The 24,237-nt window shown below is 58.4% G+C and carries 13 protein-coding genes and 7 pseudogenes; 4 read left to right on the top strand and 16 right to left on the bottom strand.

Annotation, left to right across the window (positions count from 1 at the left end; all coding sequences use genetic code 11):
- Positions 1-14: 14 nt before the first annotated feature.
- The 6 genes and pseudogenes from ehuA to XH85_RS46375 form a co-directional block, all read right to left on the bottom strand.
- A complete protein-coding gene (ehuA, locus tag XH85_RS11840) occupies positions 15-800 on the bottom strand; it encodes an ectoine/hydroxyectoine ABC transporter ATP-binding protein EhuA (protein WP_128931993.1) in 786 nt (261 codons plus the stop codon).
- A gap of 92 nt (positions 801-892) precedes the next feature.
- A complete protein-coding gene (gene ehuB / locus XH85_RS11835; protein WP_128931992.1) occupies positions 893-1,759 on the bottom strand; it encodes an ectoine/hydroxyectoine ABC transporter substrate-binding protein EhuB in 867 nt (288 codons plus the stop codon).
- A 46-nt stretch (positions 1,760-1,805) separates the two neighbouring features.
- On the bottom strand, positions 1,806-3,317 hold the full coding sequence (locus tag XH85_RS11830; protein ID WP_128931991.1) for a M20/M25/M40 family metallo-hydrolase: 1,512 nt from the start codon (positions 3,315-3,317) through the stop codon (positions 1,806-1,808).
- A 176-nt stretch (positions 3,318-3,493) separates the two neighbouring features.
- Complete coding sequence (locus tag XH85_RS11825) at positions 3,494-4,513, bottom strand: NAD(P)-dependent oxidoreductase (RefSeq protein ID WP_245474019.1); 1,020 nt, start codon at positions 4,511-4,513, stop codon at positions 3,494-3,496.
- A 229-nt stretch (positions 4,514-4,742) separates the two neighbouring features.
- Positions 4,743-5,381, bottom strand: a complete 639-nt coding sequence (locus XH85_RS46380; protein ID WP_245474228.1) for a Glu/Leu/Phe/Val family dehydrogenase — start codon at positions 5,379-5,381, stop codon at positions 4,743-4,745.
- 2 nt (positions 5,382-5,383) lie between these two features.
- Positions 5,384-5,970: pseudogene (locus XH85_RS46375) on the bottom strand (Glu/Leu/Phe/Val family dehydrogenase).
- 1,910 nt (positions 5,971-7,880) lie between these two features.
- Between XH85_RS46375 and XH85_RS11810 the strand changes: the two are divergent.
- Positions 7,881-8,063, top strand: a complete 183-nt coding sequence (locus XH85_RS11810; protein ID WP_128931989.1) for a hypothetical protein — start codon at positions 7,881-7,883, stop codon at positions 8,061-8,063.
- 1,053 nt (positions 8,064-9,116) lie between these two features.
- Here XH85_RS11810 and panC read toward each other — a convergent pair.
- The 7 genes and pseudogenes from panC to XH85_RS11775 form a co-directional block, all read right to left on the bottom strand.
- A pseudogene (gene panC, locus XH85_RS11800) lies at positions 9,117-10,124 on the bottom strand (pantoate--beta-alanine ligase).
- Positions 10,125-10,126: 2 nt separating this feature from the next.
- On the bottom strand, positions 10,127-10,510 hold the full coding sequence (locus XH85_RS47285) for a 3-methyl-2-oxobutanoate hydroxymethyltransferase (RefSeq protein WP_276486088.1): 384 nt from the start codon (positions 10,508-10,510) through the stop codon (positions 10,127-10,129).
- A pseudogene (locus tag XH85_RS47280) lies at positions 10,407-10,924 on the bottom strand (3-methyl-2-oxobutanoate hydroxymethyltransferase). The gene XH85_RS47285 and the pseudogene XH85_RS47280 overlap by 104 nt, the downstream one beginning before the upstream one ends.
- A gap of 365 nt (positions 10,925-11,289) precedes the next feature.
- Positions 11,290-12,540: pseudogene (locus tag XH85_RS11790) on the bottom strand (adenosylmethionine--8-amino-7-oxononanoate transaminase).
- On the bottom strand, positions 12,537-13,169 hold the full coding sequence (gene bioD / locus XH85_RS11785) for a dethiobiotin synthase (protein ID WP_128931988.1): 633 nt from the start codon (positions 13,167-13,169) through the stop codon (positions 12,537-12,539). Before bioD ends, XH85_RS11790 begins: the two are co-directional and overlap by 4 nt.
- Complete coding sequence (locus XH85_RS11780) at positions 13,166-14,302, bottom strand: 8-amino-7-oxononanoate synthase (protein WP_128937223.1); 1,137 nt, start codon at positions 14,300-14,302, stop codon at positions 13,166-13,168. Before XH85_RS11780 ends, bioD begins: the two co-directional genes overlap by 4 nt.
- 94 nt (positions 14,303-14,396) lie before the next feature.
- A pseudogene (locus tag XH85_RS11775) lies at positions 14,397-14,712 on the bottom strand (aspartate 1-decarboxylase).
- Positions 14,713-16,413: 1,701 nt separating this feature from the next.
- Between XH85_RS11775 and XH85_RS11770 the strand changes: the two are divergent.
- The 3 genes and pseudogenes from XH85_RS11770 (at position 16,414) to XH85_RS11760 (ending at position 20,303) form a co-directional block, all read left to right on the top strand.
- The gene (locus tag XH85_RS11770; protein ID WP_128931987.1) at positions 16,414-17,595 is read left to right on the top strand and encodes a M24 family metallopeptidase; all 1,182 of its coding nucleotides are present in this window, start codon (positions 16,414-16,416) and stop codon (positions 17,593-17,595) included.
- A gap of 411 nt (positions 17,596-18,006) precedes the next feature.
- Positions 18,007-18,843 carry an acetoacetate decarboxylase family protein gene (locus XH85_RS11765; protein ID WP_164940747.1) on the top strand — a complete coding sequence of 279 codons (837 nt, stop codon included), beginning with the start codon at positions 18,007-18,009 and terminating at the stop codon, positions 18,841-18,843.
- A 699-nt stretch (positions 18,844-19,542) separates the two neighbouring features.
- A pseudogene (locus XH85_RS11760) lies at positions 19,543-20,303 on the top strand (IS5 family transposase).
- Positions 20,304-20,433: 130 nt separating this feature from the next.
- Here XH85_RS11760 and XH85_RS11755 read toward each other — a convergent pair.
- The 3 genes and pseudogenes from XH85_RS11755 to istA all read right to left on the bottom strand — a co-directional run bounded on the left by XH85_RS11755 (position 20,434) and on the right by istA (position 23,771).
- Positions 20,434-20,967, bottom strand: a complete 534-nt coding sequence (locus tag XH85_RS11755; RefSeq protein WP_245474227.1) for a M20/M25/M40 family metallo-hydrolase — start codon at positions 20,965-20,967, stop codon at positions 20,434-20,436.
- Between the two features lie 431 nt (positions 20,968-21,398).
- Positions 21,399-22,242 (bottom strand): annotated as a pseudogene (gene istB / locus XH85_RS11750) (IS21-like element helper ATPase IstB).
- Complete coding sequence (istA, locus tag XH85_RS11745) at positions 22,239-23,771, bottom strand: IS21 family transposase (protein WP_128931984.1); 1,533 nt, start codon at positions 23,769-23,771, stop codon at positions 22,239-22,241. Before istA ends, istB begins: the two are co-directional and overlap by 4 nt.
- Positions 23,772-24,237 lie beyond the last annotated feature (466 nt).

Here is a 24,237-nt window from a genome sequence, read left to right as displayed (position 1 = left end):
CATCTTTGCGATGTTCATACCCGTTGGCCGGCAGCAATGGCTTTCTTCAAGAAGCTCTTGGTCCGATCGTGATGAGGGTTGTGAAAAATGGTCGCGGGAGGGGCATCCTCAATAATCTTGCCCTGTTCAAAGAACAGTACGCGGTCAGCAAAATCCTTAGCAAAGCTCATTTCGTGCGTGACGAGCAGCATTGTCATATCAGTCTCGTTGCGAAGTGCCGAAATAACGGCGAGCACTTCCTCAACGAGCTCCGGGTCAAGCGCCGAGGTGATTTCGTCCAGCAACAAAATCTTTGGTTGCAGCGCTAAAGCCCTGGCGATTGCCACACGCTGTTTCTGTCCGCCAGAGAGTCGCGCAGGATACTCATCAGCTTTGTTGGATAGCCCGACTTTCTCCAGCAGTTGTAAAGCGCGCTCGGATGCTTCTATTTTGGAGAGTTGACGCGTCAGCACAGGTGCTAGCGCAATATTTTCCAGCGCGGTCTTATGGGGGAAAAGATTGAAGTGTTGGAACACCATGCCAATGTTAGCACGAATCTTTCGAACGTAGCCCTCGGAGGCAGGGAGCAATTTCCCACTTCGCTCCTCATAGATCATGGACTGCCCATCGATCAGGACATCGCCGCCGGTGATGCTCTCAAGCGTCATCAGTATTCGGAGGATGGTCGTCTTGCCTGAGCCGGATGGACCAATGAGGGCCAGGTGCTGGCCAGGCGTAACGCAGAACGATAGCTGCTCCAGAACCCTGAGGGATCCAAAGCGTTTGTCCACGTTCCGAAACTCAATGATTGGTTTTAGCAAATGACGTTCCCGACATAGCTTACGGTGCAAGATATCTATCTAGTTGGGCATTGGCGCGGGGCATAAGCGACCTACCCCAATGCCGGGTACCCTCATTTTCCGCAGATCGCTGCCGTCGACGGAGCGTTCTTAATGAGGGCCAATCTCGGTCCCATACCGTAGCCGATCAGGATTTTGTCGAATTCCCCGCTCTCTCGCAGCTTCTTCAAGCCGCTATTGTAGGCGTCCCTTAGTGCGGTATCGTCCTTCCTGAAGGCGGCAGCCGCGCAGAAGACCTCGACATCTTTCAACGGAACAACGATCTGGAGCGACGGGTTGCCCGAGAGTTGTTTCATCTTCTCTAGCGAGTAATCGGCGAGCGCGATCGCGTCAATTCGCCCATCCGCAAGCATCTTGATCGCGCTGGCTTGGTCAGGGAATACGACTGCGTTCTCGCGCTTAACGCCTCGCGCAAGCGCATCCTTTTCCTGCAACCCGCCGGCAATGACCCCGACTTTGACTCCAAGTTCGCCTGCTTTGGCGTAACTGTCGAACTTTCCGGCCATCTCCGGCCGCACAAGGAGGCCGGTCGAACCGCAGGTGACGGGCTCCGAGAAAATGACCTGCTCGCAGCGCTCAGGACGGATGGCAAGCCCACCGGAAGAGACCATCTTGACGCGACTGGCTTGCAGTGCCGGAATCATTGCTCCGTATTTCATCACTTCGCCCTTGAATTGGGTGAAGCCGGCCTCCTTGAGTATCGCGATGTCGACGTCCGGGCCAGACCCGGTCAGTGTGCCGTCGGGTTTGAGCTCGGTAAATGGCGGCTCATTCGCGATCGCGATTGAGACCGGCTCGTTCGTGTTGAGCTGCTGCGCATAAGCGTTACTGAAGATCGCGACCAATAGGGCGGCTGCCATAGGAGCGCTGCGCAAGAATGTGAAACTCAGTGGGTGAGAAGAAGCGCGAATGTTGAACATGATCCCTGTTCCTCCTGGTGGAAGTGCCGTTGGCGTGATTATCGCGTCAATTGCCCAGTCCGACTTGTCCTAGTTCGGTCGTATACAACGCTTGTTGTGAACCTCCGAAGTCCCTCCCCGGTCGCTGACCTGTTTCGTCCTGGGTGGCGCTGGCAGAAGTCTCGACCGGCCGGAAATCGGCGCTTTCGAATTTGCCGAGCTCTTCCAGCAAACGCGGCCAGGTCGAAAGGCCTTCCGCAAGAGACGCGATGCGGAAGAACTCATTGGGAGCATGCACATCTTCGTCAGGCAGATTAAAGCCAAACATCAGCGTCTGCAGCCCCAGCATTTCCTGGAAAATAACAGTGATGGGAACGGTCGCACCAAGGCGAACCAACACCGGGACCTGTCCCGTCGCCTCGTGCAGCACTTTGCTGGCGGCCATCACCAAGGGATGCGACTCCGGCAAGCTGAAGGCTGGTGCGCCCGCATCGTTAGCTTGGATCGTAAGCGCGACATCGGGTGGACAGATGGCGGTCAAATGCGCCTTGATTGCACTCAGCGCGTGATCAGTATCTTGGCCTGGCACGGTCCTCAACGAAAGCTTCGCATGCGCGCTGTTGGGGATGATCGTCTTGCTGCCGACGCCTGTGTAGCCGCTCCATGCACCGTTTACATCCAAGGCCGGGCGCAGCGTTAGCTGCTCACGGACCGAGAAGCCAGGCTCTCCACAGGCCGCAGCACCCACCTCCTCCACAAACTCGACCCCATCGAAAGGAAATCGTGCTGTCTGGTCTCGAGCCTCGCGCGTGGGCTGTGGCACGCAGGCCATCAACGCCGGAATGGCAATTGCCCCGGATTCATCATGGAGCGAAGCGATCAACCTTGCGATTTCATGAGCGGCGTTTCGTACGGCGCCCCCATATCGACCGGAGTGAAGATCCTTGTCTGCCGTTCGAATTGAAAATTCGAGTTCAACCAAACCGCGGCAACCGACGTTAATCGTCGGGATTGTGGCGCTCGCCCGGCCACCATCAGCCGAAATCATCGCGTCAGCCTGGAGGAGCGGTCTAAAGCGGTGCACAATTTCCCGAAGAGTTTGACTTCCACTCTCCTCCTCGCCCTCCAGGAAGACCTTGACGTTCACCGGGCAGCCGCCACGTAGCCGCAGGAAAGCAGCGATCGTCTCAAGCGCGATCACCGTGGATCCCTTAGCGTCGGAAGCGCCACGGGCGTATAGCTTGCCGTCTCGGATCGCTGGTTCGAAAGCAGGAGAATGCCACGCCTCTATCGGATCCGGCGGCATAACGTCATAATGTCCGTAGATCAGGATGGTGGGTTTGCCAGGCGCGCCATTCCACGCACCATACACAGCAGGATGTCCGCCGCCATCCAACAGCTGGACGTTCGCGAGCCCCATGCGCTTAAGCCGGTCCAGAAGAAATCCCTGTGCTTCGCGCATGCCAGTCGTGAATGCAGGATCGGTACTTACACTTGGCATCCTCAGAAACGTGCAGAGGCCGTCCAATATCTCGTTCTGCCGTGCCAAGAGATCCTGGACAACGTTGTCTACATGCATGGGCATCTCCAACTTGCAACTCCCGGCACTTGGCTCGCCGCATCAACATTGTTCAAAGGCGTGCCCTCAGTGGGATGGCAAAACTCTAGCTGCATCATCCATATACCCTAAGCTACGGCGCGTTCCGCGATACGAATGATCTCAACGCAAAGGCCACAGCCATGATTGGCTCACAGTCAATAGCCGAGATCCAGGTCAATCGCACGAGTTGGCACACCGCCGTTAGAGAACTCGACAAGGCTCTGGATGCCCCACTGCAGGTGACGGTCCAAAACGTCATCCGCGTTCGATGCCTGATCGATTGAAGTGATGACGTTCGGAAGCTTGTGAATCTCGAGTCGAGGCATGTATCCGATCGGGAAAGCGCGACCAAATTCATAGCGCCACCACACATCGGCTGCGTAGCCTCGCAACCTGCCCGATGTGAGTGCTTCGTAAAGCGGCTTTTCCTGGATCAGGTTGCCCTGCGCTCTATTAACCAAGAATGCTGACGGCTTCATCACATCCAATTCCGCTTTTCCAAAGAACTGAAATGTGTCCGGGGTGATTGGCGTCGAAAGGACGACATAATCTGACTTGGCGAGGACGTCGCGCAGCTCGTCGATATCGTACATAACATCGACGCCGGCTGCCGGACGGTCCTTGTTGCGACGCACGCCCAGCACGTGCATTCCAAAGCCTTTGGCGCATTTGGCGATATGTCCGCCAATGTTACCGGCGCCAACGACTGCGATCGTTCGACCGTACAGCATCGCCGAACGATATTCATCCGCATAAACGGGGAACAAGCGACGTCCCTCTTGAGCAGCGTGATGCTTAAACAAGGTCTTCTTTGCGAGAGCCAAGACAAACATGATGGCCTGCTCAGCGACCGCAATGGCATTGGCGCCGCGGGTGTTAGCGACTGTAACGCGACGTTCCTTCAAGAGCCTGAAATCGAGATCGTCAAAACCAGCATGCAGCCAGCAGAGCAGCTTGAGCTTGTCCGCGATCTCGAGAATTCCTTTCGGAATTGCCCAGCCAATCATTGCCTCCGCATCTATGGCGTGTCTCTTGAGTTCGGCAAACGTGCTTTCGAAGCGCGAAAAGTATTCCCCTTCGGGCGCAACGACCTCCGTTTCGTCAGGCAATGCCGCCTTGAGCCGCGAAAGTTCGGCCTCGGTGGCGTACCATAAGCAAAGAACTTTCATTTCCATCCCGCCATGGCCGTGCTCGAAAGATTGGAAGCGAGGCCCGACAAGGGCCGCCAAACCTACCAGATGACGCTAATCGCGACTTACTGCAGGTTTCAGGCTAAGTTCCGACCACCGCAATCGTTTTTCTGCTAGGTTAGCCGATGTGCGCACAAAACCGGCGGTTCTGCTCGCGACCTTGCAGTCGCGCGGCCGAGAGTGAACCAGGGGTTGTGGGGTAGAAATAAGCAGCCTATGGGAATAGCCCACGTGTTTCTTTTGCGCCGCGAACGCGCTCGACGCCGATGGCCATGGCTGCGGTGCGGTTGAACAAGTTTTCGCCCTTGCTGCGGGCCAGAACGCGTTCGAAGGCGCGATCTAGAACTTGGTACTCCCGCCGTATGACTTCCTCCTCCTCCCAGAACAATCGCTGGAGGTCCTGCATCCATTCGAAGTAGCTGACCACGACACCGCCCGAATTGCAGAGAATGTCGGGAATAACGAAGATCTCCTTCTGGCGTCCTTCCAGGATCCGGTCGGCTTCCGGCGTGGTGGGGCCGTTTGCGCCTTCGGCAAGTATACGGCAGCGCAGGTTGGCGGCAATTTGAGCGTCAATGACCCGTTCCACCGCAGCTGGGACAAGCACGTCGCATGGTATCGAAAGGATCTCTGCTGGGTCGAGCGCGACCTCGTTGGAATAACCCTCCAGGCTGCCCTGCAATGCGGCGTGCCGGATGAGCTGCGGTATATCGAGACCACGGGGTCGATAGAGCGCCCCCGTGTGATCGCTGACCGCGATTACTTTGACTCCCATGTTGTGCAGCTCGAGTGCGGCGATCGAACCGACATTGCCAAAGCCCTGTACAACCGCTGTGGCGCCGTTGAGACGAATGTTTAGCTCGTCCGCGGCGCGGCGAACCAGATGCGCGACCCTCTTCCTGTCGCTTCACGGCGCCCCAATGTTCCGCCGGCACTGACAGGCTTTCCTGCCACGATCTCAGTGACCGTTTGGCCCTGATACATTGAATATGTATCCATGAACCAGGCCATGATCTGCTCGTTCGTGCCCATGTCGGGCGCCATCACGTCTGTATGTGGCCCAACAAACGGAATCATCTCCTGCATATACCGACGTGACAGCGCCTCGAGCTCGCGCTTCGACAAGGTTGATGGGTCAACGCTAATTCCACCCTTGGCGCCACCATAGGGTAGCCCCACCAGAGCACATTTCCAGCTCATCCAGATCGCGAGCGCAGCGACCTCGCGGAGGTCGACACTCGGCGCGAACCGGGTCCCCCTTTTGTTGGGCCAAGCGTGAGATGATGCTGTACTCGGTAGCCTTCGAAGACGGCGGTTGTACCATTATCCCGGTGAATGGGGCAGGATACCGTGACCGATCGCTTGGGTAACAACAGGCGGAGTCTCGCGTCATCGGGTATCCCCAAATAATCCGCAATGACCTCGAATTGCTTTGAGGCCATATCAAACACGGGGCCATGGTATGCAGTCATGCGAGATCCTGAAGGTCGAGTTGAACGGTAAGTTTTGCTGAGCGCAAGGCCGCTGCTGATGTGTGATCAAGACATCAGAATCTGATCGACCCCGATAGAAACAGCAAGATTGCGATGGCGCTCACGAGCACTACGCTGACGAGCGGAGCAAAAACGCACAGCAGGTAGTGGCCATGACGTGCTCACGATCATTATGGGAAGTTTCGGACAATCAAGCTGCACGCAGCGATCCACCGCGAGCACAAGCAATTCGCGTAACGATAGGCACTGAAGTCTTCCTTCGAGAGGAAGCCCTCGCGTTGTCTTGGTCCGGCTAAAACGAAAGGTCCCGTGAACGCCATCCCGATGTCGCCTCGGTCCAATAGCTGCCACCAGGCAGTCGCGCCTTGCCTTTACCAGTCACGTTGGAAATCCCTCACGTAAGACCAGAATAGAACGGCAAGCGCTCCGCGTTTCAGCTATCAAATGCGCATTGTTCGCGGAATTCATTGTGAATCTCGTAAAAGGACGGATTTACGAATCGACCAAATGGCGACCGCAGAAAAGCCGCTCCTGCGCAGCTTTGACATCTCTCAATCGATGTGTGTACGGCCGATAACACGGAGATAACTAATTCCGCAGTGAGCCTCTATAAGTCCTAATCGATATCGCCCGATCGATACACGAGAGGCATAGTGAAATTGGCCGACAAGTACGAAGCCAAAAGCGTGCAGACGCCGCCGAGTGGACCAGTCGTGCCGCTGCTGCTTCCCCCGATCCCCTCCCCTGATATCGGAATGCTGAAGGCCGACGCGCTCGCAGCTCGGACATCAGCCAAGATCGATCGGCTAAGTGTCTTTCACGAACCGATTGCGAGTACGCTCACGGCGGCTCAGTACCGCCACCCATCCTTAAAGCGGGATATTTCCTGCGACCGGTCCCGGCGAGCTCGATAAGGCCTTCACGGCTCGTGAGCTGGACGTCCCGTCCATGCCTAGCGCCACATGCTTGGTGCTTGACGAAGCGCCTCGATGGCGACCTGAGTGAGCCGCTCGCGCGTTGTCTCACCTCGGCTGGCGGCTTCTAGCATCTTCGAGGCGATATGCGCGCGAACGCCGGTCTCGCTCTGAGAAATGTGCTCGCAGACCTCCTCGAGTATTGCGCGCAATAGTGACGTGGTCGCAGCGTCTAACATCTGAAGAAGTGCCCCCGATGCTCCAGGATGGCTTATAGCACAACACCGCGCACTCTTGGATTGAAATGGCTTGAGTGAGCGTGAAATTCAAAGCTGCTTTGTCGTGGCTTGTCGCGCTGCCATCATCTGCGAGGTATCTGCCGCTCCTGTCGGCGTTACGGGACTGTCTCCCCTGGATGATGTTGGTCGGGGAAAGGTGGTGCTACACAGAAGGGGTTGGCGCCCAAAAGCCGCGGCGGAAAGCTTGTTTTTGACGGATTTCGCCTCTGGTGTTGGTAGAGTATGCGACGTATTTTGCCAAATTGGCCAGCAGCTTCACCGCGTCTGGCCTCGGGGCGCTCGTAGAGCGCCCGAGTTCTGAGGGATACTCAGAAACGGGTGCCGTGGTGATCGCGCCTGGTTGGTTCTTGGTGTTTGGGGTCTTCAGAGGGGAAAGCTCGCTATAGTCGGCCCGCACAAGGTTGGCAGTCTGCTCAAGAACCAGCTGCTGCTAGCTACGAAAGGAACGAAGTGCGCACTCTTAGCGGTTCGTTCGCCGTACCGATTTCGGAGCGCGGCTCCAGAAAGTCGAGCTTATCGATGCATTCGTCTAAGTCGGCCATTCTCACCTAAAGGTTAGTGCGAACGGTCGGCGTGCATCATCCATCGAACGAGCGCGGGGTGGTATGCCACGGAGCGAAAGTTGGCGGTTGATTGGAGAGGGGCCATGGACAAAACAAGGGGGAATGGTCGAGTGGAGCTCACCTTTAAGAGTGTAGTCTCGCAAAAGAGCCGAGGTACGAAAAAGATGAAGCTGACCGCCACAATGAAACGCCGTGCTCTGAAGGGACAAAATGCAGAGTCGCAGCAAGCTCCCAACGGCGGCGCGGAGATGAATAAATCAACCTAGCTGAGGGGATGTTCCGAAGGCGTGCGTCCGTTCTCGCCCGGTGCTTAATGGACCGATGTGGCCCATTGGCGAGAGTGTCGGTATCTGGGTTACGACATTCATGGGCCTTGCGAGCAGATCTAAGTCCAACTCCTGAATAAGTGGCCGGCTCGGAACGTTTCGCGCCTCGCTTACCGAGCGGCTTGATGGGATCGCGGGTCTCAAGCCGACGAGGGGGGCTCCGCTCGAGACGGCAGCTCGTCATGCTTGGTTATGTCCATAAATGACATCGAGACCGCTCCTAGCTGAAGCCAGCACGAAGCTGCAATCAGCACGCTTGAGATGCCAAAACGAACAAGATGGGCTGCATCGAGGATCTCGCCACGCGGAGCAAGGGAGGACAACGGATGAGACCGTCGATAGCAATCGCAGGAGCAATAGCCGTTCCGCGTTAACATATCTCGGACGTAACCCGGTCCTAAGGAGCCAGAACACTCGATGCAGAGCCCGTCAAGCTGGGGCGTTCTATGGTTCACAAGTATGGATTTCATAACCAGGCCGTCTTACCGGTTACAACAGAAGATGGGTACTAGGTCAGCAGTCACGCTAGGCATGATCATTTGTGGCGACATCTTTCGTTTCCGCGGACGGGGGACAGACTTGGCAGGGCGCTGCCTTGCCAAGAAGGTCTTATGCAGTGACGGTGGTCCGTGTGGAGGGCATCGTCCATTATGCCGCGCGAAGCCAGCAAAGCCATTTCCGGTCGACCTCCCGCCGTATCTTGAAACGGTCGACACATTTTTTGGAGCAAAGGGCCGTTCGCCATCAGTAATAGCGAATCAGTCCGAACCGACCACCGCAGACGGCGCAGCATTTGACTGAATGCGCGTGGGAACCGTGAGAATCGTTGTGCATTCCGCGCCTCCTTCGGCTTCAGTTGGGCGAATTCCGTCTTCCTGAGTGCAGATCATGCGCCCAGGTGAACTTGCGTCATCGCACCGACTAAGTGTCTGTTGCATGTAAAGACGGGCGCACCACGCTGACGAAGCGTGCGGCCTCTTTTGGCGACGCCAATCAACCCGATTCCGCGCGCGCCTGCCTGATTTCCGATCGTCTTAGTTTATGCAATAAGCTGGGAACTAGCGCCTTTATTCTGCATTCTGGCGGTATCTCCGTGGAAATTGCACACTGGAGTGTCGTTCGCCGCGCAGTCGCCAATGTTCGGCACTTTTCGTCTGCACTCACGTCAAAAACGACGTTGTCGATGAGCCGGGTCGAGCCGACGTAGGCAGCGACGCAAAGGACTATCGGACGACTCAAAGGGCTCGTCGCCGGCTCGAGTGTGCTGGAATCGACGAGCTCGAGGTATTGCAGCTGGTCGAGCTCCGCCAGCTGCCTCTTGGCAGTGTCTATCAGCTGTTTGACATCGCGTTCACCCGCGCGAAACACAGCCTCGGCCGCAAACAAGGCGCGGCTGATCGCGAGAGCCCGCTTACGTTCGTCAGACGCGAGATGTTTGTTGCGGCTGCTCATTGCGAGCCCATCCGGTTCGCGAACGGTTGGCACGGTTACGATCTCGATTGGAAAATCGAGATCAGCTGACATGCGACGCACAACAGCGCATTGCTGAAAGTCCTTTTGTCCGAAGAACGCGAAATTGGGCTGCACAATGTTAAAGAGCTTACAAACGACGGTGGCGACACCGTGAAAATGTCCCGGCCGGAATGCTCCGCACAGCGGCCGAGCCAGTTCGCCCGGTTCGACGAACGTCGCAAAATGAGGGGATAAATCTCGTGTGCCTCCGGCGCAAAGAGGATATCAACGCCGGCATCGCTGCACCAACGTCTTATCGCGGAGAAACTCGCGAGGATAGGTGCTGAGATCTTCTGTTGGCCCAAATTGAGTGGGATTTACGAAGATGCTGGCAACTGTTACGCGGCAACGTGCCCGACTTTCCCTCACCAATGCGAGATGGCCATCGTGCAGATAGCCCATTGTTGGGACGAACCCGATGCATTTATCGGTCCTGCGGGACGCGGCAAGAGCGTGCCGGAGCTCGGCGATGTTTGTTATTGTCTGCATGTTCAGAGCTCATCGGAAGCGGTTGGAGGGGCCCAGCTTGCGATCAGCTCGCCGATCGCTTCGGGAAGCTGGTAAGATTCGTGCGCTCCCGGAAAGAGGCCGTCACGCACGTCAGCAGTCCAGCGTGAGAGCGCGTCCTGCAATAGCTTGAATCCATCTACATACGTGCGAACAAAGCGCGGCCGATGGCCTGCCGTCAGTCCGAGCACGTTATGGAGCACAAGCACCTGGCCCGAACAGCCGGCGCCCGCTCCGATTCCAATTGTTGGTATCGCCAGCGACTCAGCTGCGCGCGCAGCGAGTTCCGAGGGGATACCCTCCAAGACAAGTGCGAAACAACCGGCGTCCTGCAGGCAGGTATGCGTCGTCGAGCAGACGCAAGGCATCAGTGTCGGTCCGGCCCTGGACCTTGAATCCACCCATGATGTTTACGCTCTGCGGCGTCAGGCCGAGATGGCCCATGACAGGAATGTCGCAATCGACCAAAGCGCGGACTGTTGCGACACGTTTGGAACCGCCCTCGAGCTTCACAGCATCTGCACCGCGCTGAAGGAATCCGCCGGCATTCCGAATCGTCTCCTCAGCGCTAAGGTGAAAGCTCAGGAACGGCATATCGGCAACGAGCAACGCGCGAGGTTTTGTGCGGGCAACTGCCTCAACGTGATGATTCATCATCGCCACGCTGACGGGCAACGTGTTGTCGAAACCCAGGCACACATTCCCTACGCTGTTCCCAAGAGAATAATGTCTACAATCGGATCGGCTATGCGGGCGGAAACTGCGTCGTAGGCGGTGGTCATCGCAATGCGACGCCCCTCCCCTTTCCATTGTTGTAGAACCGGTATGGTGACGCGCTGAACGGGGGCTGTCGATATGTTGCTCATTGGTCGTCCTATTGGATGCACAGGGCACGTGGGCTGGTGAAGGCGGAAGACGGCATGCATGGTGCGAAAAAGGAAGCGTTCGTCGTCAAGTCCAGCACGCGGGCCGCCCTAACGTGACGCGTGCTGCAATCTGTGACGGCTCCTCACGTGTGCGTCATGAGGGGCGTCGTCTGCGTCGCGAGCGGGGTCGCTGCGACACCGACAGTTCGAGGCCCGAGCAGTTCCGTTGCGTTCAAACGTCTCATCCGAAAAGTGAAAAATGTAGTGCGGCCGTGCGACCATTAAGTCACCGCATCGGCAGCATCCCGAATGCCCAAGTATATTTCGTCAAGGTCCGCCGCCGTCGCGCAATATGGCGGCATCACATAGATCGTATTGCCGAGCGGGCGGAGGAGCAGATTGCGATCGCGAAAGAACGCTGACCGACGCCCGCGAGGTAGCCGGCATCACGCGTTTTGAGATCGAGCGCGGTGATAGTGCCGAGGCGGCGGACGTTCTCAAAACGTGAATCGGCGCGGAAGGGATCCATCGCTTGTGCTTGCTTGGCCTCGAGCGCGGCGAGGCGTCGGCGAACTGCCGGATTTCGCCAGAGATCCAGGTTGGCCTTGGCTGCAGCGCAAGCCACTGGATTGGCGGTATATGAACTGGAATGAAAAAACGTCCGCGTTCGATCTGCGGAGTAATGCGCATCAAAGATATCTGCGCGGCAAAGTGTGACCGCGAGCGGAAGCGATCCGCCCGTCAGACCTTTGGAATAACAGGCGATGTCCGGCGTGACATCAGCTTGCTCGCAAGCAAACAGCGTTCCGGTACGGCCCCAGCCCGTCATAACCTCGTCGGCGATGAACAGGACATTCCAAGCCTCGCAAATCCGCTTCATCTCCGCTAACACCCAAGCCGGGTACATCAGCATCCCGCCCGCACCCGAAATCAGGGGGCTCCACAATGAAGGCGGCCGGACGTTCCCTTCGACAGGCAGCCTCGATCGCGTCGAGGGTGACCTGCTCACGATCTTGCGCCGGGAATGGGACGGAGGTGACGTCAAACAAAAGGGGGCTATAAGCTGCGTTGAATACACCACGGCTGCCGACAGACATCGCGCCAATGGTGTCGCCGTGGCAAGAATGTTGCATCACAACAATTGTTGTGCGCGGCTCGCTGTTCCAGTATCCGAGCGCCATTTTGAGCGCAACTTCCACACTGGTCGAGCCGCTGTCGGAGCAGAAGACGTACTCAAGACCAGGAGGCGTGAACTGCAAGAGCTGTTCAGCCACGGCCTCAGCCGGGTCGTGAGTATAGCCGGCGAAGATAATCTGGTTGAGCTTGTCGGCCTGATCTCGGATAGCGTCCACAATATGTGGATGACAATGGCCGTGGGTCACGACCCACCAGGATGAGATCGCATCTAAGATGCGGCGGCCATCGGCGGTGTAGAGATAGGCACCCCGACCATGCACGATCCGTGTCATCTTGTCTTGGAGCGCGTGCTGCGTGAACGGATGCGAGATCGGCGACTTTGTTCGTCCCATCATAGCTTGAAATCGTCAGCACGGAACGAGGCGTGGAACGCGGCCTGGAGGGTGTCTGTTGTGAGAGGAGACAGCCACGGCAATCGTCCCAACCAACGCACGCGTCCAATCTCGCGAACCACAGTCTGAGTTTCGGCGTTGCGCTCGCCGATGAAGACCAGACCGAGAATATGAATCTGGCGCCTTCGCAGAGCCTCTATTGATAGCAACGAGTGATTGATGGTGCCCAGCGCCGTTCGTGCGCAAAGCACTACGGGTAGCTGCCATCGCTCGAAGAGATCAATGTAGAGCTTATCTCCGCCCAGCGGCACCATCAGCCCGCCGGCGCCCTCGATCACGAGCGGCCGTTCTCCGCTGTCTGGCAGATCGAGAGACTCCGTATCGATGCGAACCCCGTCAATCTCGGCCGATTGGTGAGGCGAGGCGGCTATCCGCAAACGATAGCGCTCCGGCACGATCCGATCAGATGAGAGGTTACCGAGTCGGGCGACGACCTCGGTGTCACTCTCTCCTTCGAGCCCGGCCTGAATTGGCTTCCAATAGGTGGCCCCGAGGAGACCAGCGAGCCCCGCGGAAAACACGGTCTTTCCGATTCCGGTATCCGTACCGGTCACCACGATCCTCAGGCTCATCGAAGCCACCCCCTTGTCTCGTCGCTTAGCGCGTCGAGCATGGAACAGACGTCAGTCTCGTTGACGTTCAACGTCACTGAGATGCGGAGGCGAGCTGTGCCTGGGGGCACCGTCGGCGGCCGGATCCCCCGGATATCGAAGCCGCGCGCCTGCAGTGCAGAGGCTAGCTGCATCGTATGTGCGTTGTCGCCGATGATGTATGGCACGATCTGTGACGTCGAGGGACATCGCAAGCCACGCGTCTGCATTTCGCGATGTGTGAACGCAACCAATGTTTGCAAACGTCGCTGGCGTTCTGGCTCTTGCTGCAGGATCAATAATGCCTCTCGGACCCCAACAGCGATGAGGGGGGACGGCGCGGTGGCGAAGATGAATGGGCGGCAGCGATTGATCATGAAGTCGCGCATTGCCGTGGAGGTAGTCACCAGTGACCCGGCAGCACCCAATGCCTTTCCGCAGGTATGAACGACCACCAGATTGTCGCGCGCTTCGTATGGCGCGGCGAGCCCCCGCCCCTGCTCGCCGTATACGCCTGTGGCGTGCGCCTCATCCACCATCAGGAACGCGTCGTAACGGTCCGCAATCGTGATCAGCTCTTGCAGCGGCGCGAAATCGCCATCCATGCTGTAGAGGCTTTCGACCACGATCCAGACGCGGCCGACGCCACCCGCTACCCGCCAGTCACGGATTGTGCTCTCGACCGACTGCGGGTCGTTGTGGGCGCTTATCCGGAAGTCGGCGCGGCCGGCTCGCGCGCCTTCATGGATGCTCGCGTGGACGAGAGCATCGAGAACAAGCAGGTCGCCGCGTTGAGGCAGCGTTGTTAGAACCGCGAAATTCGCAATATAGCCCCCGCCAAAGAAAAGCGCGGTCTCTGCACCAAAGAACCGCGCCGCTTCAGCTTCAAGAGCTTCGTGCTCCTCGCAGTTGCCGCGGAGGAGGCGCGACCCGCCGATCGGTGTGCCCGCGTCAATGGCCGCCAATATGGCCAATTGCATACGCTGCGCGCTCGCCAGCGCAAGATAATCGTTCGATGCGAAGTCCGTACCGGTGCGGGGCTTGAGGCCGCGCAGTCGGCCATCTTCTTTCAGAACTTGCAAGGACGCGAGATAGTTAGCGTCGTGGGGATGCATGAACCGATGCCATTCGTTACTCACAGAGTTGCTCAATATCGCGCAAGCACGGACGGCCGCCCAAAGCGCAGCCATCAGCACGATCTTTCGCGTTCTAACCCACCGGGAGGCGATTGTCTCGGTCAACCAACACAACGAGTGGTATAAAGAGCTTAGCTTCCTCTTCATCAAAGGAGGTATAAGAAACGACGATGATGTCGTCTCCAAGCATACCGACGCGCGCACCCGCACCGTCCGAGTCTATGCTGCCAGACCCGCGGCGCGCGTTAATTGAAGCGCGCGCAGGTCTCGATGTTAAAGATCTCGACGCGCTCGTGAACCAGAACGCCTGCCGGGTCCAGCAGCGCACGATCGATAATGGAGCTTTCGTAGCGCAGATCGGCTCGGGGCACCAAACTCGATGAATGCATTGTGACCTACGGAAAGATAGCACGCTGCGCACAACGTTTGAGAGTTGTAATCGTCAAGCCCAACTTCGAACTGTCGAGCGCCGTTTTTCGTAGCGGCGAGACCGCTGTGACGCAGGTCGCCACGCGGTGATAGGGTTGATCATGTCGCAGATCTGATCAAAGTCGCCGCTTTCGGCCATGCAGAATCTGGTCGCGCTGACATGCTTGGACAGCGCAGCGCCGAATGCGATGGAACTCACTGGTGCACCGTGCGCCGGTCTAGGTTAGATTAGCCCCGGGCATTGTCAGCCGCCCCAACCACCATTCTCCATCCGCGAAATGGAAGTAGAGTACGGCTTCCTTGTTCTCTAGGGCTTCATGTTCAAAGAGACCCCAGTGGCTGATCATCTAGTGGCTCCGGTTAAGGATGAGTCGCTGTCGCCATTCGACCCTTAGCAGGACGAAAGGACGTGCAGGTTGCTGGTCAATGTCGCAGCGCGATCATGATCGCAGAAGCCATCGACCTGCGGGAGAGAGACTATCCTATTCTGGTGCGTCCCTCGATTGGCGGCGCATCGATGTGGCCGCGCGCCGCGATTGACCGCTGCGGGCGAAAAGCGTTGCCTTCATTGTCGAGAAGCCGGCATTGTGGAACTCCTTTAAGCTAAATCCAAACGACTGCGGTATGTCGCAGCCTTTCGATCACCCCGCGCATTCGGGTCGAACAAGATGCTGTCGTTGTGAGCGATCACTCAGTTCGAGTCCGCCTGCCCGTTCGAGCGAGCGCTCGTTGACGAAACTACGCTCTCTCCAAGTAGAAAACAGCTAACTCTTGACCCCGATGCGCATGCATCCAGCTAATTTCGTTCTTTGGTGCAGGACTTCACCGTCGGCGGTATTGCGTAGATTAATGGCACCAAAAGTCCTGGCCTGCCCAGGCAGACCGCAGGGCAACCCAACTTCGCTGACATGCTGCATTTCTGCACTTGTTTGTACAGCCCGCCGCGGGGGACAGAAATTCAGACCCAATTTAAAGAATATGACCTGCTTCGTCAGCGCGCTATAGCTGCCGACGTCCAAGCCGGCACGCGGTAAGCCAACTCATGTTCCTTTCGGACCGTCGGCCTCCATCAGTTGAGATCGTTGTTGACTCCCGTAAGCCAACGCTTGGCAGCCCTTCTCCGTGGTGTCGGCCGCGCCAAACCGATAACGACTTTCTTCGATGAAATGCGTTGCAACAAAATGTATGCGGAGAGCCCGGAGCCGCGGCTTTGGGGCAGACGTCGCCAAGTCAACGCAGTCGTGGACCGCCTAAAACGGTCGCATTGTGCCGATCGAGCGCGAAATCGCGGCGATACGAGGGACCAGGTTGGAGAAAATCAGCGTTGGCACTCGATAATATCTGGAGGGACAGGCCGGTTGGCACGATGAAACGAATCCTTGGAGTTTTGTATCGCGATGAAGAGTGGCCGCTCGATCTTAGCGTGGTGCAAAACTCCAAGGAGCCGTTGTAAGCGTGCGTCCTCAAGGTAGGCCATCCCGAGCCGCAAGTGCGGGACCTAGGAAAGGGCTTTAGATCGACCTTCATTACGAGAAGTGCATCTTCAGATGAATAGGGAGGGCAATACAAAGTGGTCCGACGTTCGCGAGCTTATAGACCAGCGCGGAAAAACCAGAGATTTCGACGTTTCAACCAAACTCAAACCCCTTGGAGCTAAGACAATGACAATCAATAAAGGATCGCAGGCATTTCCGCGAACAGAGTACTTGCGCAGGCTCGCCGAGGTAAAAAATGAAATGCGACGGCGCGAGATCGATGTATTGTTCGTAACCAGCCCGTCCAACATCACTTACCTGACGGGACACACTGCGGCAACAGCCTATGTTCCACAAGGGCTTGTGGTTTCTCTTGATGAAGAGGAGCCTACGTTTTTCCTCCGTCAGATGGATGCACCAGCAGCAATTCGTCAGACGTTTCTCGCTCGTAGCAATGTCATCGGCTATTCAGAAGACCTCGTTGGCAACCCCGACATGGATGGTTACGACAAGGTAATTGAGTTTCTCCACGAAAGAGGCCTTGCAACTCGCGGCGTTGGGCTTGAGCCAGGGTTCTTAACGCTTAAGCAGTTTGGACGAGGTCAAGATAAGTTCAAAGTAAAATTGCCGAAGGCCAGGATCGTGGATTGCTCCAAAGCGATTGACCGGATCCGGATGGTGAAATCCGACTTGGAGATGGTCCTGATGCGGGAATCGGCTGCAATCGCTGATGCGGCAATCGTGCGTGCGGCGGAAGTAATACGACCGGGTGTACGGGAGGCGGATGCTGCAGCCGAGATCGTCGGAACGCTGATACGCGGGGTCAACGGCAAGCCCGGAACAGCAATTTCGCCCATATGCTTTTGCGCCTCGCCGTACACAGGCACCGCACACGTGCGATGGGGTGAGGACGAATTTCGCGATGGTTCGCAGATCAACCTGGAGTGGGGTGGCGTTCGCTACGGCTACACTGCTGCCATCATGCGCACCTTCATAATCGGCGCGCCTTCTGATCGTCTTCGTCGGATACATGAAGCAGAAGTCGCCGGTCTGGAGGCCGCGCTTAACACCGTCCGCCCCGGAGCCACCTGCGGCGACATCGCCAGCGCATTCAACCGCACGATGGCGAAAATGGGGTTCAAGAAGGAGTCGCGCTGCGGATACCCCATCGGCATTGACTGGACCGAGCCGACAGCGAGCCTCAAGGAAGGAGATATAACAGAGCTGAAGCCGAACATGACCTTCCATCTGATGCTTGGCAACTGGGTCGATGAAGATTTCGGCTACGTGATTAGCGAGACATTCCGCGTCACTGAATCGGGCGTAGAAGTACTCACCAATACGCCCCGAAAGATTTTTGAAATTTAGACTGGAGCGAGGAGTGGCCGTCTCGCTCCACTTAAGAGCTGCATCGCCGCACGCTGTTGGCGATCGGGCGGACCTTAATAGTTGGCTTGCCTGTGGCTGGGATACGCGTCGCGGCAATGTCTGCTCTCGACAGTGAAGAGATGGGCGCGATTAGCTCGATCAACAACGCGTGCTCCTCCGTGCCAGAGGTGCACAGCAAAGCTGTGCCATGTGGCTTAGCGCCAGCGCTGGGGCGCACGGCGGTCGAGTGGCGCGTGTATGATACCGTGACGGCGTGCTGCTCGGGCGCATTTGCATGGTCCAGGAGACGTTGTCATTGTGGCTAGGAACATATGATGACCAATCAGACCTTGGTGGTGGATGACGGCTTCATGCGACCGCATTCCGCCATTTCAAAGAATGGGGGACGTCGTGAGTGAGCTGTCAAACCCTTCTTCGCTGATCGAGCCTCTGTATCGAATGCCAGCCCATTTTGGGCCGACGCCCGGGCCACGCCAAGGTCCGGATGGAGGCCCTTTCGACTGGTCCGACCAGCCGAAACGTACGTTGATAGTTGCGCGTTTTCTCTCTGAAGAATCGGCGCTACAGCGCCTGCTGCCATCTGGCTTCATCGTCGATGGCGAGCCGGTGGTTACAGTCGAGATCCAGTACTGGACAGCGCTGGCCTGGCTAGCGGGGCGCGGCTACAACACGCTGTCGTTGAAGTTGCCCGTGAGTTACCATGGCCGGCAGCGGCGTTGGACCGGCCACTTCCTCGCGGTGATCTGGGAAAACATGCCCGACGCAATCATCAGCGGCCGTGAGGAGCTGGGCTACAACAAGCTGTATGCCGAGATTCCTGAGCCGCGCGTTTTGGACGGATGTCACCATTACAGCGCACATTGGTTTGGTAACTCATTCATGACACTAGAGCTGTCAGCACTGACCGATGCACCGCTCGAGAGCGCGCCCCGGGTGCCAGGTGACGGGATCCTGCATCACAAGTACGTACCACGTACAGGCTGTCGCGGTCAGGCAGACGCTGATTACGTGACGCTCACGCCGTCCGTAGGTGGAAAGACGCGCTTCCTACGCTGCAAGACCGCTGAGGTGAAGTTGCGCTTTCTGACCACGACGTGGCAGCAACTGCCCACGCTGCACCATATCGTCAACGCATTGGCAGCGGTGCCGATCCTCGAGTCTCGCGGGGGGCTCTGGGCTCAGTCGGTAGGTGCGAGGGATCTTTCCGATCAAATGATAGTTGATTGAGCATCTTCGCGTGCTACCGGTTGTGGGTACGAGGGCACTTCGAGTGCGGGTCCCAGGCGGTACCTGTTACCGACAGCCGAGACATTCTGATTCACGTCTTGTTCTGCGTCTGCGCCAGGAGGACGAGGATTCCGCTGCCGCTTCGTCGGAAAGCCAGCGTCCACTTCACAGGGCCGCCATGTTGTCTGATGGCGGCTCTGGCGAGACAAACTCAATGCGCGACAGCGAGGGATAGTCGACATCATCAAGCAATCCGAGCGCGCCAGCGGCATGCGGAGGTTCTTCCGCCTTCTCCTTGAGCGCATGTCGGCGCCTAGCTCAAGAGCGATCGCTCAACCAGCTCTCCATGCGATCTGAGAAAAGCGATCGTGTTAGCCACTGCAAGGTTCTCAATCGCTTCGTTCCAGATCTTCACTACAAGCCGTTCTAGTATTTTGAAGTCAGTCTGAAGTCGATACCGACTATCCAGTGGACTGCGCCTGCCTCGCCTCATCTTGCATTGCAGATAGAAGGGATCGCGGGGTTCTGCCTTACAAGGAGGTGCTTGCGGCCGTCATATTCGCGCCTCTTTCCCCGATCGGGGGGCGACTAACTCACATGGCCTTCCATTTGCCAGACGTTCCGCGTTGTCTAGGGTCTGTACCTAATTAGCGAACTTTGATTCCCTCGCACCGAGTTGATTCGGTGCGGGGGTCTTGGATGCGCAAAGGGCTGTTTTGGCTCAACGACGAGCAATGGGCTCAGATAAGGCCACATCTGCCAACGAACCAGACCGGCCCGGCGCGCGATGATGATCGACGTATCATCAGCGGCATCATTCACATGCTTCAATGCGGTGCGCGCTGGCGCGATTGCCCGCCCGATTATGGCCCGTACACGACGATCTACAATCGTTTCAATCGCTGGGCTAAGCGCGGACATTGGCAGGCGATCTTTGAAGCGCTCGCCCGCTGTGGCAAGGACAGCGTGACTTTGTCCATCGACTCCACCACGATCAAAGCGCATCGCTCGGCGAGCGGCGGAAAAGGGGGGAGCATGAACAGGCGATCGGCCGCTCGCGCGGTGGGCGGACCACGAAAATCCACGCGCTGAGCGACCCTGATTGCAGACCTTGCGCATTTCATCTCACTCCGGGGCAAGCCGCAGATATTGCCGCAGGACCGGCCCTTTTGAAGCTCGCGCCGCCCATGTCTAGCCTTATCGGGGACAAAGGCTACGACGGCGACGGCTTTCGCGCCGAAATCGTCGATCGCGGCGCGAAGCCCGTCATTCCAAACAAATCCAACAGGGTGGTCCTCCACAGCTTCAGCAAACGTGCCTACAAAGGACGCAATGTCATCGAGCGCTGTTTCTGCCGGCTCAAGGATTTCAGGCGTGTCGCTACTCGGTATGACAAACTCGCCAGGAACTTCTTAGCCGCCGTCCACCTCGCCGCCATCGTCGCCTATTGGATCAATTGAGTCTGAACCCTAGTATCAAGCTCCGTCACGACAGAAATCTGGGCGAAGCTAGCTGGCGCAGAGCGAAACCTCCTCGCGGTGCGCGCCAGGGGTTGGTGCTCCTGCTGTTGAGTTTGAGAACGGGGCTCGCCTAACCACCAGCTCTGATCCGACGGAGAGCGCCCGCCGCCTTGACGCGCGGCTTTGAGGCTCGGCTGCGAGTGTATTGGGATTTTGAGCGCTCATCCAACCAGGGCTGATGAAGAAGTCGCGGTTTTGCGCCAACGCCTGGGAACTGTTTCCGGCGTGTCAGGAGTTGGGCAAATCGAGCTGCGGCGATGGCGATGCGTCGACGCCATTGTGAGGCGATGCGCCATGCGCCATTTTCTCTGTGATGGTGAGCTTGAATTGATCGGCGGACTTGGTTATCGCCCCTCGCAGGCGTCGAACATGCCGACGGGAATGTCGGGACTAATGTGGAAGCCGACTGCTCCGTCAAAGCCGTTTTCACCGTCCGTCCGCCGAGCGGCTCCGCCTCTTCCGCTGGCTGAAAGAAGACCCGCACCCTCCCTCCAAAATTGTCACGCATGCGGTGAAATGCGAGAGCAGTGCCGAGCGCGATCGATGCGTGCACATCATGACCGCAGGCATGCATGATGTCGTCGACCTGCGAGCGATAAGGCAGATCTTCGCGGGCTTCCTGAATCGGAAGAGCGTCGATATCGCCGCGAACTGCGATTGATCGACTGGGCCTTCGATATCGACGTAGAGACCCGTGCTATGGAATGCCTTCGCGCCGTCGAGGCTGTAGTATACTGCGAAACCGCTCCTGCGTCTTCCATTCGGCGTTCGAGAGCTCGGGCTCGCGATGCATAGCGTGGCGCAGTTCAATGACCGCGTCGCGCTCGGCATACAAGATAAAGCTATTAGTGCCTCTTACGAAAAACGGATGCGACACTTCTGGCTCGGACGTGGATCGGTCGATCGAGCGGTCACTATAGCGCGACAATCCGGATGAGAGCGGCGCGTCAATCAAGATGAGACGAGGCGGCCGAGTCAGGAGATAATTGACGCTGGCCGCCGACTTGGCAAGCCTTGATTGACGCTGCGCGACAATCAGGCGGCATTGCCAGCGTCAATCATCGCTTTGTCGAGTTCGTTTGGCGTGGCGTGAACGGGCGGCCGGCCTGGACCGCGCTTGCGATCGAGGGCAACTTTTCGACGGTAGCTCTCGACGTTCATCTCGGGGATCGTGGCGTGGTGCACCAGGCGATCGATCGCCGCCAGCGTCATTACTTGATCTGGGGAGATACGCCCCCCATTCGCCAAATGGCTGATTGGGCATGATCAGCAGCGAGCGTCGCTCGTAGCGGGAGGCGATCAGCTCGACAGCACGCTGGTTTCCGCCTGATCCTTGCTCACATATGTGATGTCGTCAAGGATTAGGAGGTCGTAGCGGTCAAGTTTGGCGATCGCGGATTCCAGCGCCAGCTCGCGCCGCGCCACCTGCAGCCGCTGCACCAGATCGGTGGTGCGGACGAAGAGAACGCGCCAGCCGTCCTCGACGAGAGCCAGGCCGATCGCTGCGCCGAGATGAGTCTTGCCTGCGCCGGGTGGACCGAACAGCAGCAGGTTGGCGCCGGTCTTCAACCAGACGTCGCCGGCGGCGAGCGCCATCACCTGTGCCTTTTGACAGCATTGGCACGCTTTCGAAGTCGAACGTGGCGAGCGTCTTGCCGGCGGGCAAACGCGCTTCCGCCATGTGTCGCTCGATGCGACGGCGGGTGCGATCGGCTGCCTCGTGCTCGGCAAGGGCGGTGAGGAAGCGGGCGGCGGGCCAGCCTTCCTTGTCCGATTGCGCAGCGAGCTTCGGCCAGATCGCTTTGACGCCGGGCAGACGCAGCTCATTGAGCAGCAGCTCGACGCGGGCGGCATCGATGGAGGTCGCTATGCTGGTCATGCTGCTTCTCCCAGGTTCGAGTGGGCCGACACGATGCTGACGGAAGCCAGCTCATCGTAGACGTCGAGCGGCGCCAGCTTGACGGCGACACGCGGGATCGAGGTCGCCTCGGGTCGGAAGCGATCGCGCAGTACGGCAAGATCGGGTAACCGTCCGGCATCGAGGTCGATCGCGATCGCCTTGGCGAGCTCGGCTTCGCAGGCTCGCTCGTGGGCCAGCGCCAGAAGCTCGACCGTCACCTTGCAGGCGCGTCGGTCATCACCGTGTTCCCGCAAGGTCTCGAACAGACGTTTGTAAGCTGCGCGCGGGAAGAGCTGATCGCGATAGACGAGGCTGACGAGCGCCATCGGCTTGCGCCGCAGGGCATGGATGACGTGCCGATAATCGACGACATGCCCGCCCTGGCTCTCCGACACAGGCCGACCGCGCCGCAACGTCACGACCGGCGTGACGCCGAGGAAGCATTCGAGCCGGTCGTCGAAGATGCGCACACGCAGGCGATGGCCAATCAATCTTGAAGGCACGGTGTAGAACACGCGTCTCAAAATGAAGCCGCCTGACGACGTCACCGGGATCACCTTCTCCTCGAAGTCGGTCGTGCGGCCTTTCGGCAGCGGCGCCAGTGCTTCCTTCTCGAGCGCGATCCGCTTGGCGAGGTTGGCATTGCGCCGGCCGACAATCTCGTCGACAAAAGCCCGGTAGGCATCGAGACTGGTGAAGTCGCGTGTGCCCCGCAGCAACAGCGCATCCTCCAGCGCTCGCTTGAGATGACCGTGTGCACTCTCGATCGAGCCGTTCTCGTGTGCGATGCCCGCATTATTGCGCGTTGGTGCCATGCCATAGTGGCCCATCAGCGCGGCGTAGCGCTGTGTCAGATCCTCCCGCGCGTCAGCCGCCAGATTACGGAACGCTGCCGACAGGCTGTCGCTGCGATGCTCTCGCGGCACGCCGCCGAGCGCCCACAGGGCGTTCTGCAAGCCCTCGGCCAGAGCGACGAAGCTTTCGCCGCCGAGCACGACATGGGCATGCTCGAAGCCGGAGAACGCCAGCCGGAAGTGATAAAGCCGGTGATCGAGCGCCTCACCCGCGGTGATAATGCTGAGCGCGCTTGTGTCGGTAAAGTCCGACAGACCCAGACGGCCGGGCTCGTGCTCCTGGCGGAAGATCACGTCCTGTTCGGGGCCGTTGAGCGCCCGCCAGGCATTGATGCGCCGCTCCAGCGTGCGTCGGATGTTCGGATTGAGGTCGGGATGCCGTCGGCGCAGTTCGTCCAGCACGCCGATCACGCGGATGCCGGGCGCAGCCTTCAGGATCGGAACGATCTCGGCGTCCCAGTAGGGCGCGAGCGGATCGGACCGTCGCCGGCCCCTCGGCGCCTTCGTCTGCGACGGCGGGCGCGAATCGCCCTCGATCAGATACGCGCTTGCTTTCGAGTATCCCGCCTTGGCCGCGGCGGCCTCGGGGGACAATGTCAGTCGGTAGTTCATGTACAGCCTCATCTGGTGGTCGGTGATGTAGAGGCCAGGCAAGGCATCGATTCCCTCTTGTCGAGACGAATCAACAGCTTGCACCAGCCGCACCCGGGCCGCCAGACGGGTCCAAAAACGCGCGACGCCGATGGGGACGGTCCTCCGGTCGGCTACGCCCTCCCTTCGGTCCGTCCCCATCGGCGCAGTCTCACCTTGATTGTCGCTGGAGTCTCACCCTGATCGCCGCCGCGCAGGTCACCCTACGACGCACAAAAATGCTCATCAATTCGAGTCCGAGGCATGCGTTTCGGAACCAAAGACCAAAGGATTACCCCGAGAGTGCCAAATGCGATCGTTATTCGGCACTAAGAGCGCGTTCGGCTCCCGCCCCCGCCAAATGATGCCCACAGAACCCAGGGGCAACATTAGGGCCCTCCAAAGACTGGATCGAGCATGGCTGTTTGCTCACTTGCCTGCTAGGGCCGTGGAGCAGAGCGTTCCCGTTCGGCGCCTCGCTCGCGACAGC

This window comes from Bradyrhizobium zhanjiangense (genome assembly GCF_004114935.1).
In the GTDB taxonomy this organism is placed as follows: domain Bacteria; phylum Pseudomonadota; class Alphaproteobacteria; order Rhizobiales; family Xanthobacteraceae; genus Bradyrhizobium; species Bradyrhizobium zhanjiangense.
This window is presented reverse-complemented; position numbering and strand designations above follow the sequence as displayed.

Bases quoted from the DNA above. Each gene is read 5' to 3' on its own strand.
- ehuB (WP_128931992.1), bottom strand. From the start codon at position 1,759: ATGTTCAACATTCGCGCTTCTTCTCACCCACTGAGTTTCACATTCTTG.
- XH85_RS11830 (WP_128931991.1), bottom strand. From the start codon at position 3,317: ATGCATGTAGACAACGTTGTCCAGGATCTCTTGGCACGGCAGAACGAG.
- XH85_RS11825 (WP_245474019.1), bottom strand. From the start codon at position 4,513: ATGGAAATGAAAGTTCTTTGCTTATGGTACGCCACCGAGGCCGAACTT.
- XH85_RS11810 (WP_128931989.1), top strand. From the start codon at position 7,881: ATGGACAAAACAAGGGGGAATGGTCGAGTGGAGCTCACCTTTAAGAGT.
- XH85_RS47285 (WP_276486088.1), bottom strand. From the start codon at position 10,510: ATGCCTTGCGTCTGCTCGACGACGCATACCTGCCTGCAGGACGCCGGT.
- bioD (WP_128931988.1), bottom strand. From the start codon at position 13,169: ATGAGCCTGAGGATCGTGGTGACCGGTACGGATACCGGAATCGGAAAG.
- XH85_RS11780 (WP_128937223.1), bottom strand. From the start codon at position 14,302: ATGCATCCCCACGACGCTAACTATCTCGCGTCCTTGCAAGTTCTGAAA.
- XH85_RS11770 (WP_128931987.1), top strand. From the start codon at position 16,414: ATGACAATCAATAAAGGATCGCAGGCATTTCCGCGAACAGAGTACTTG.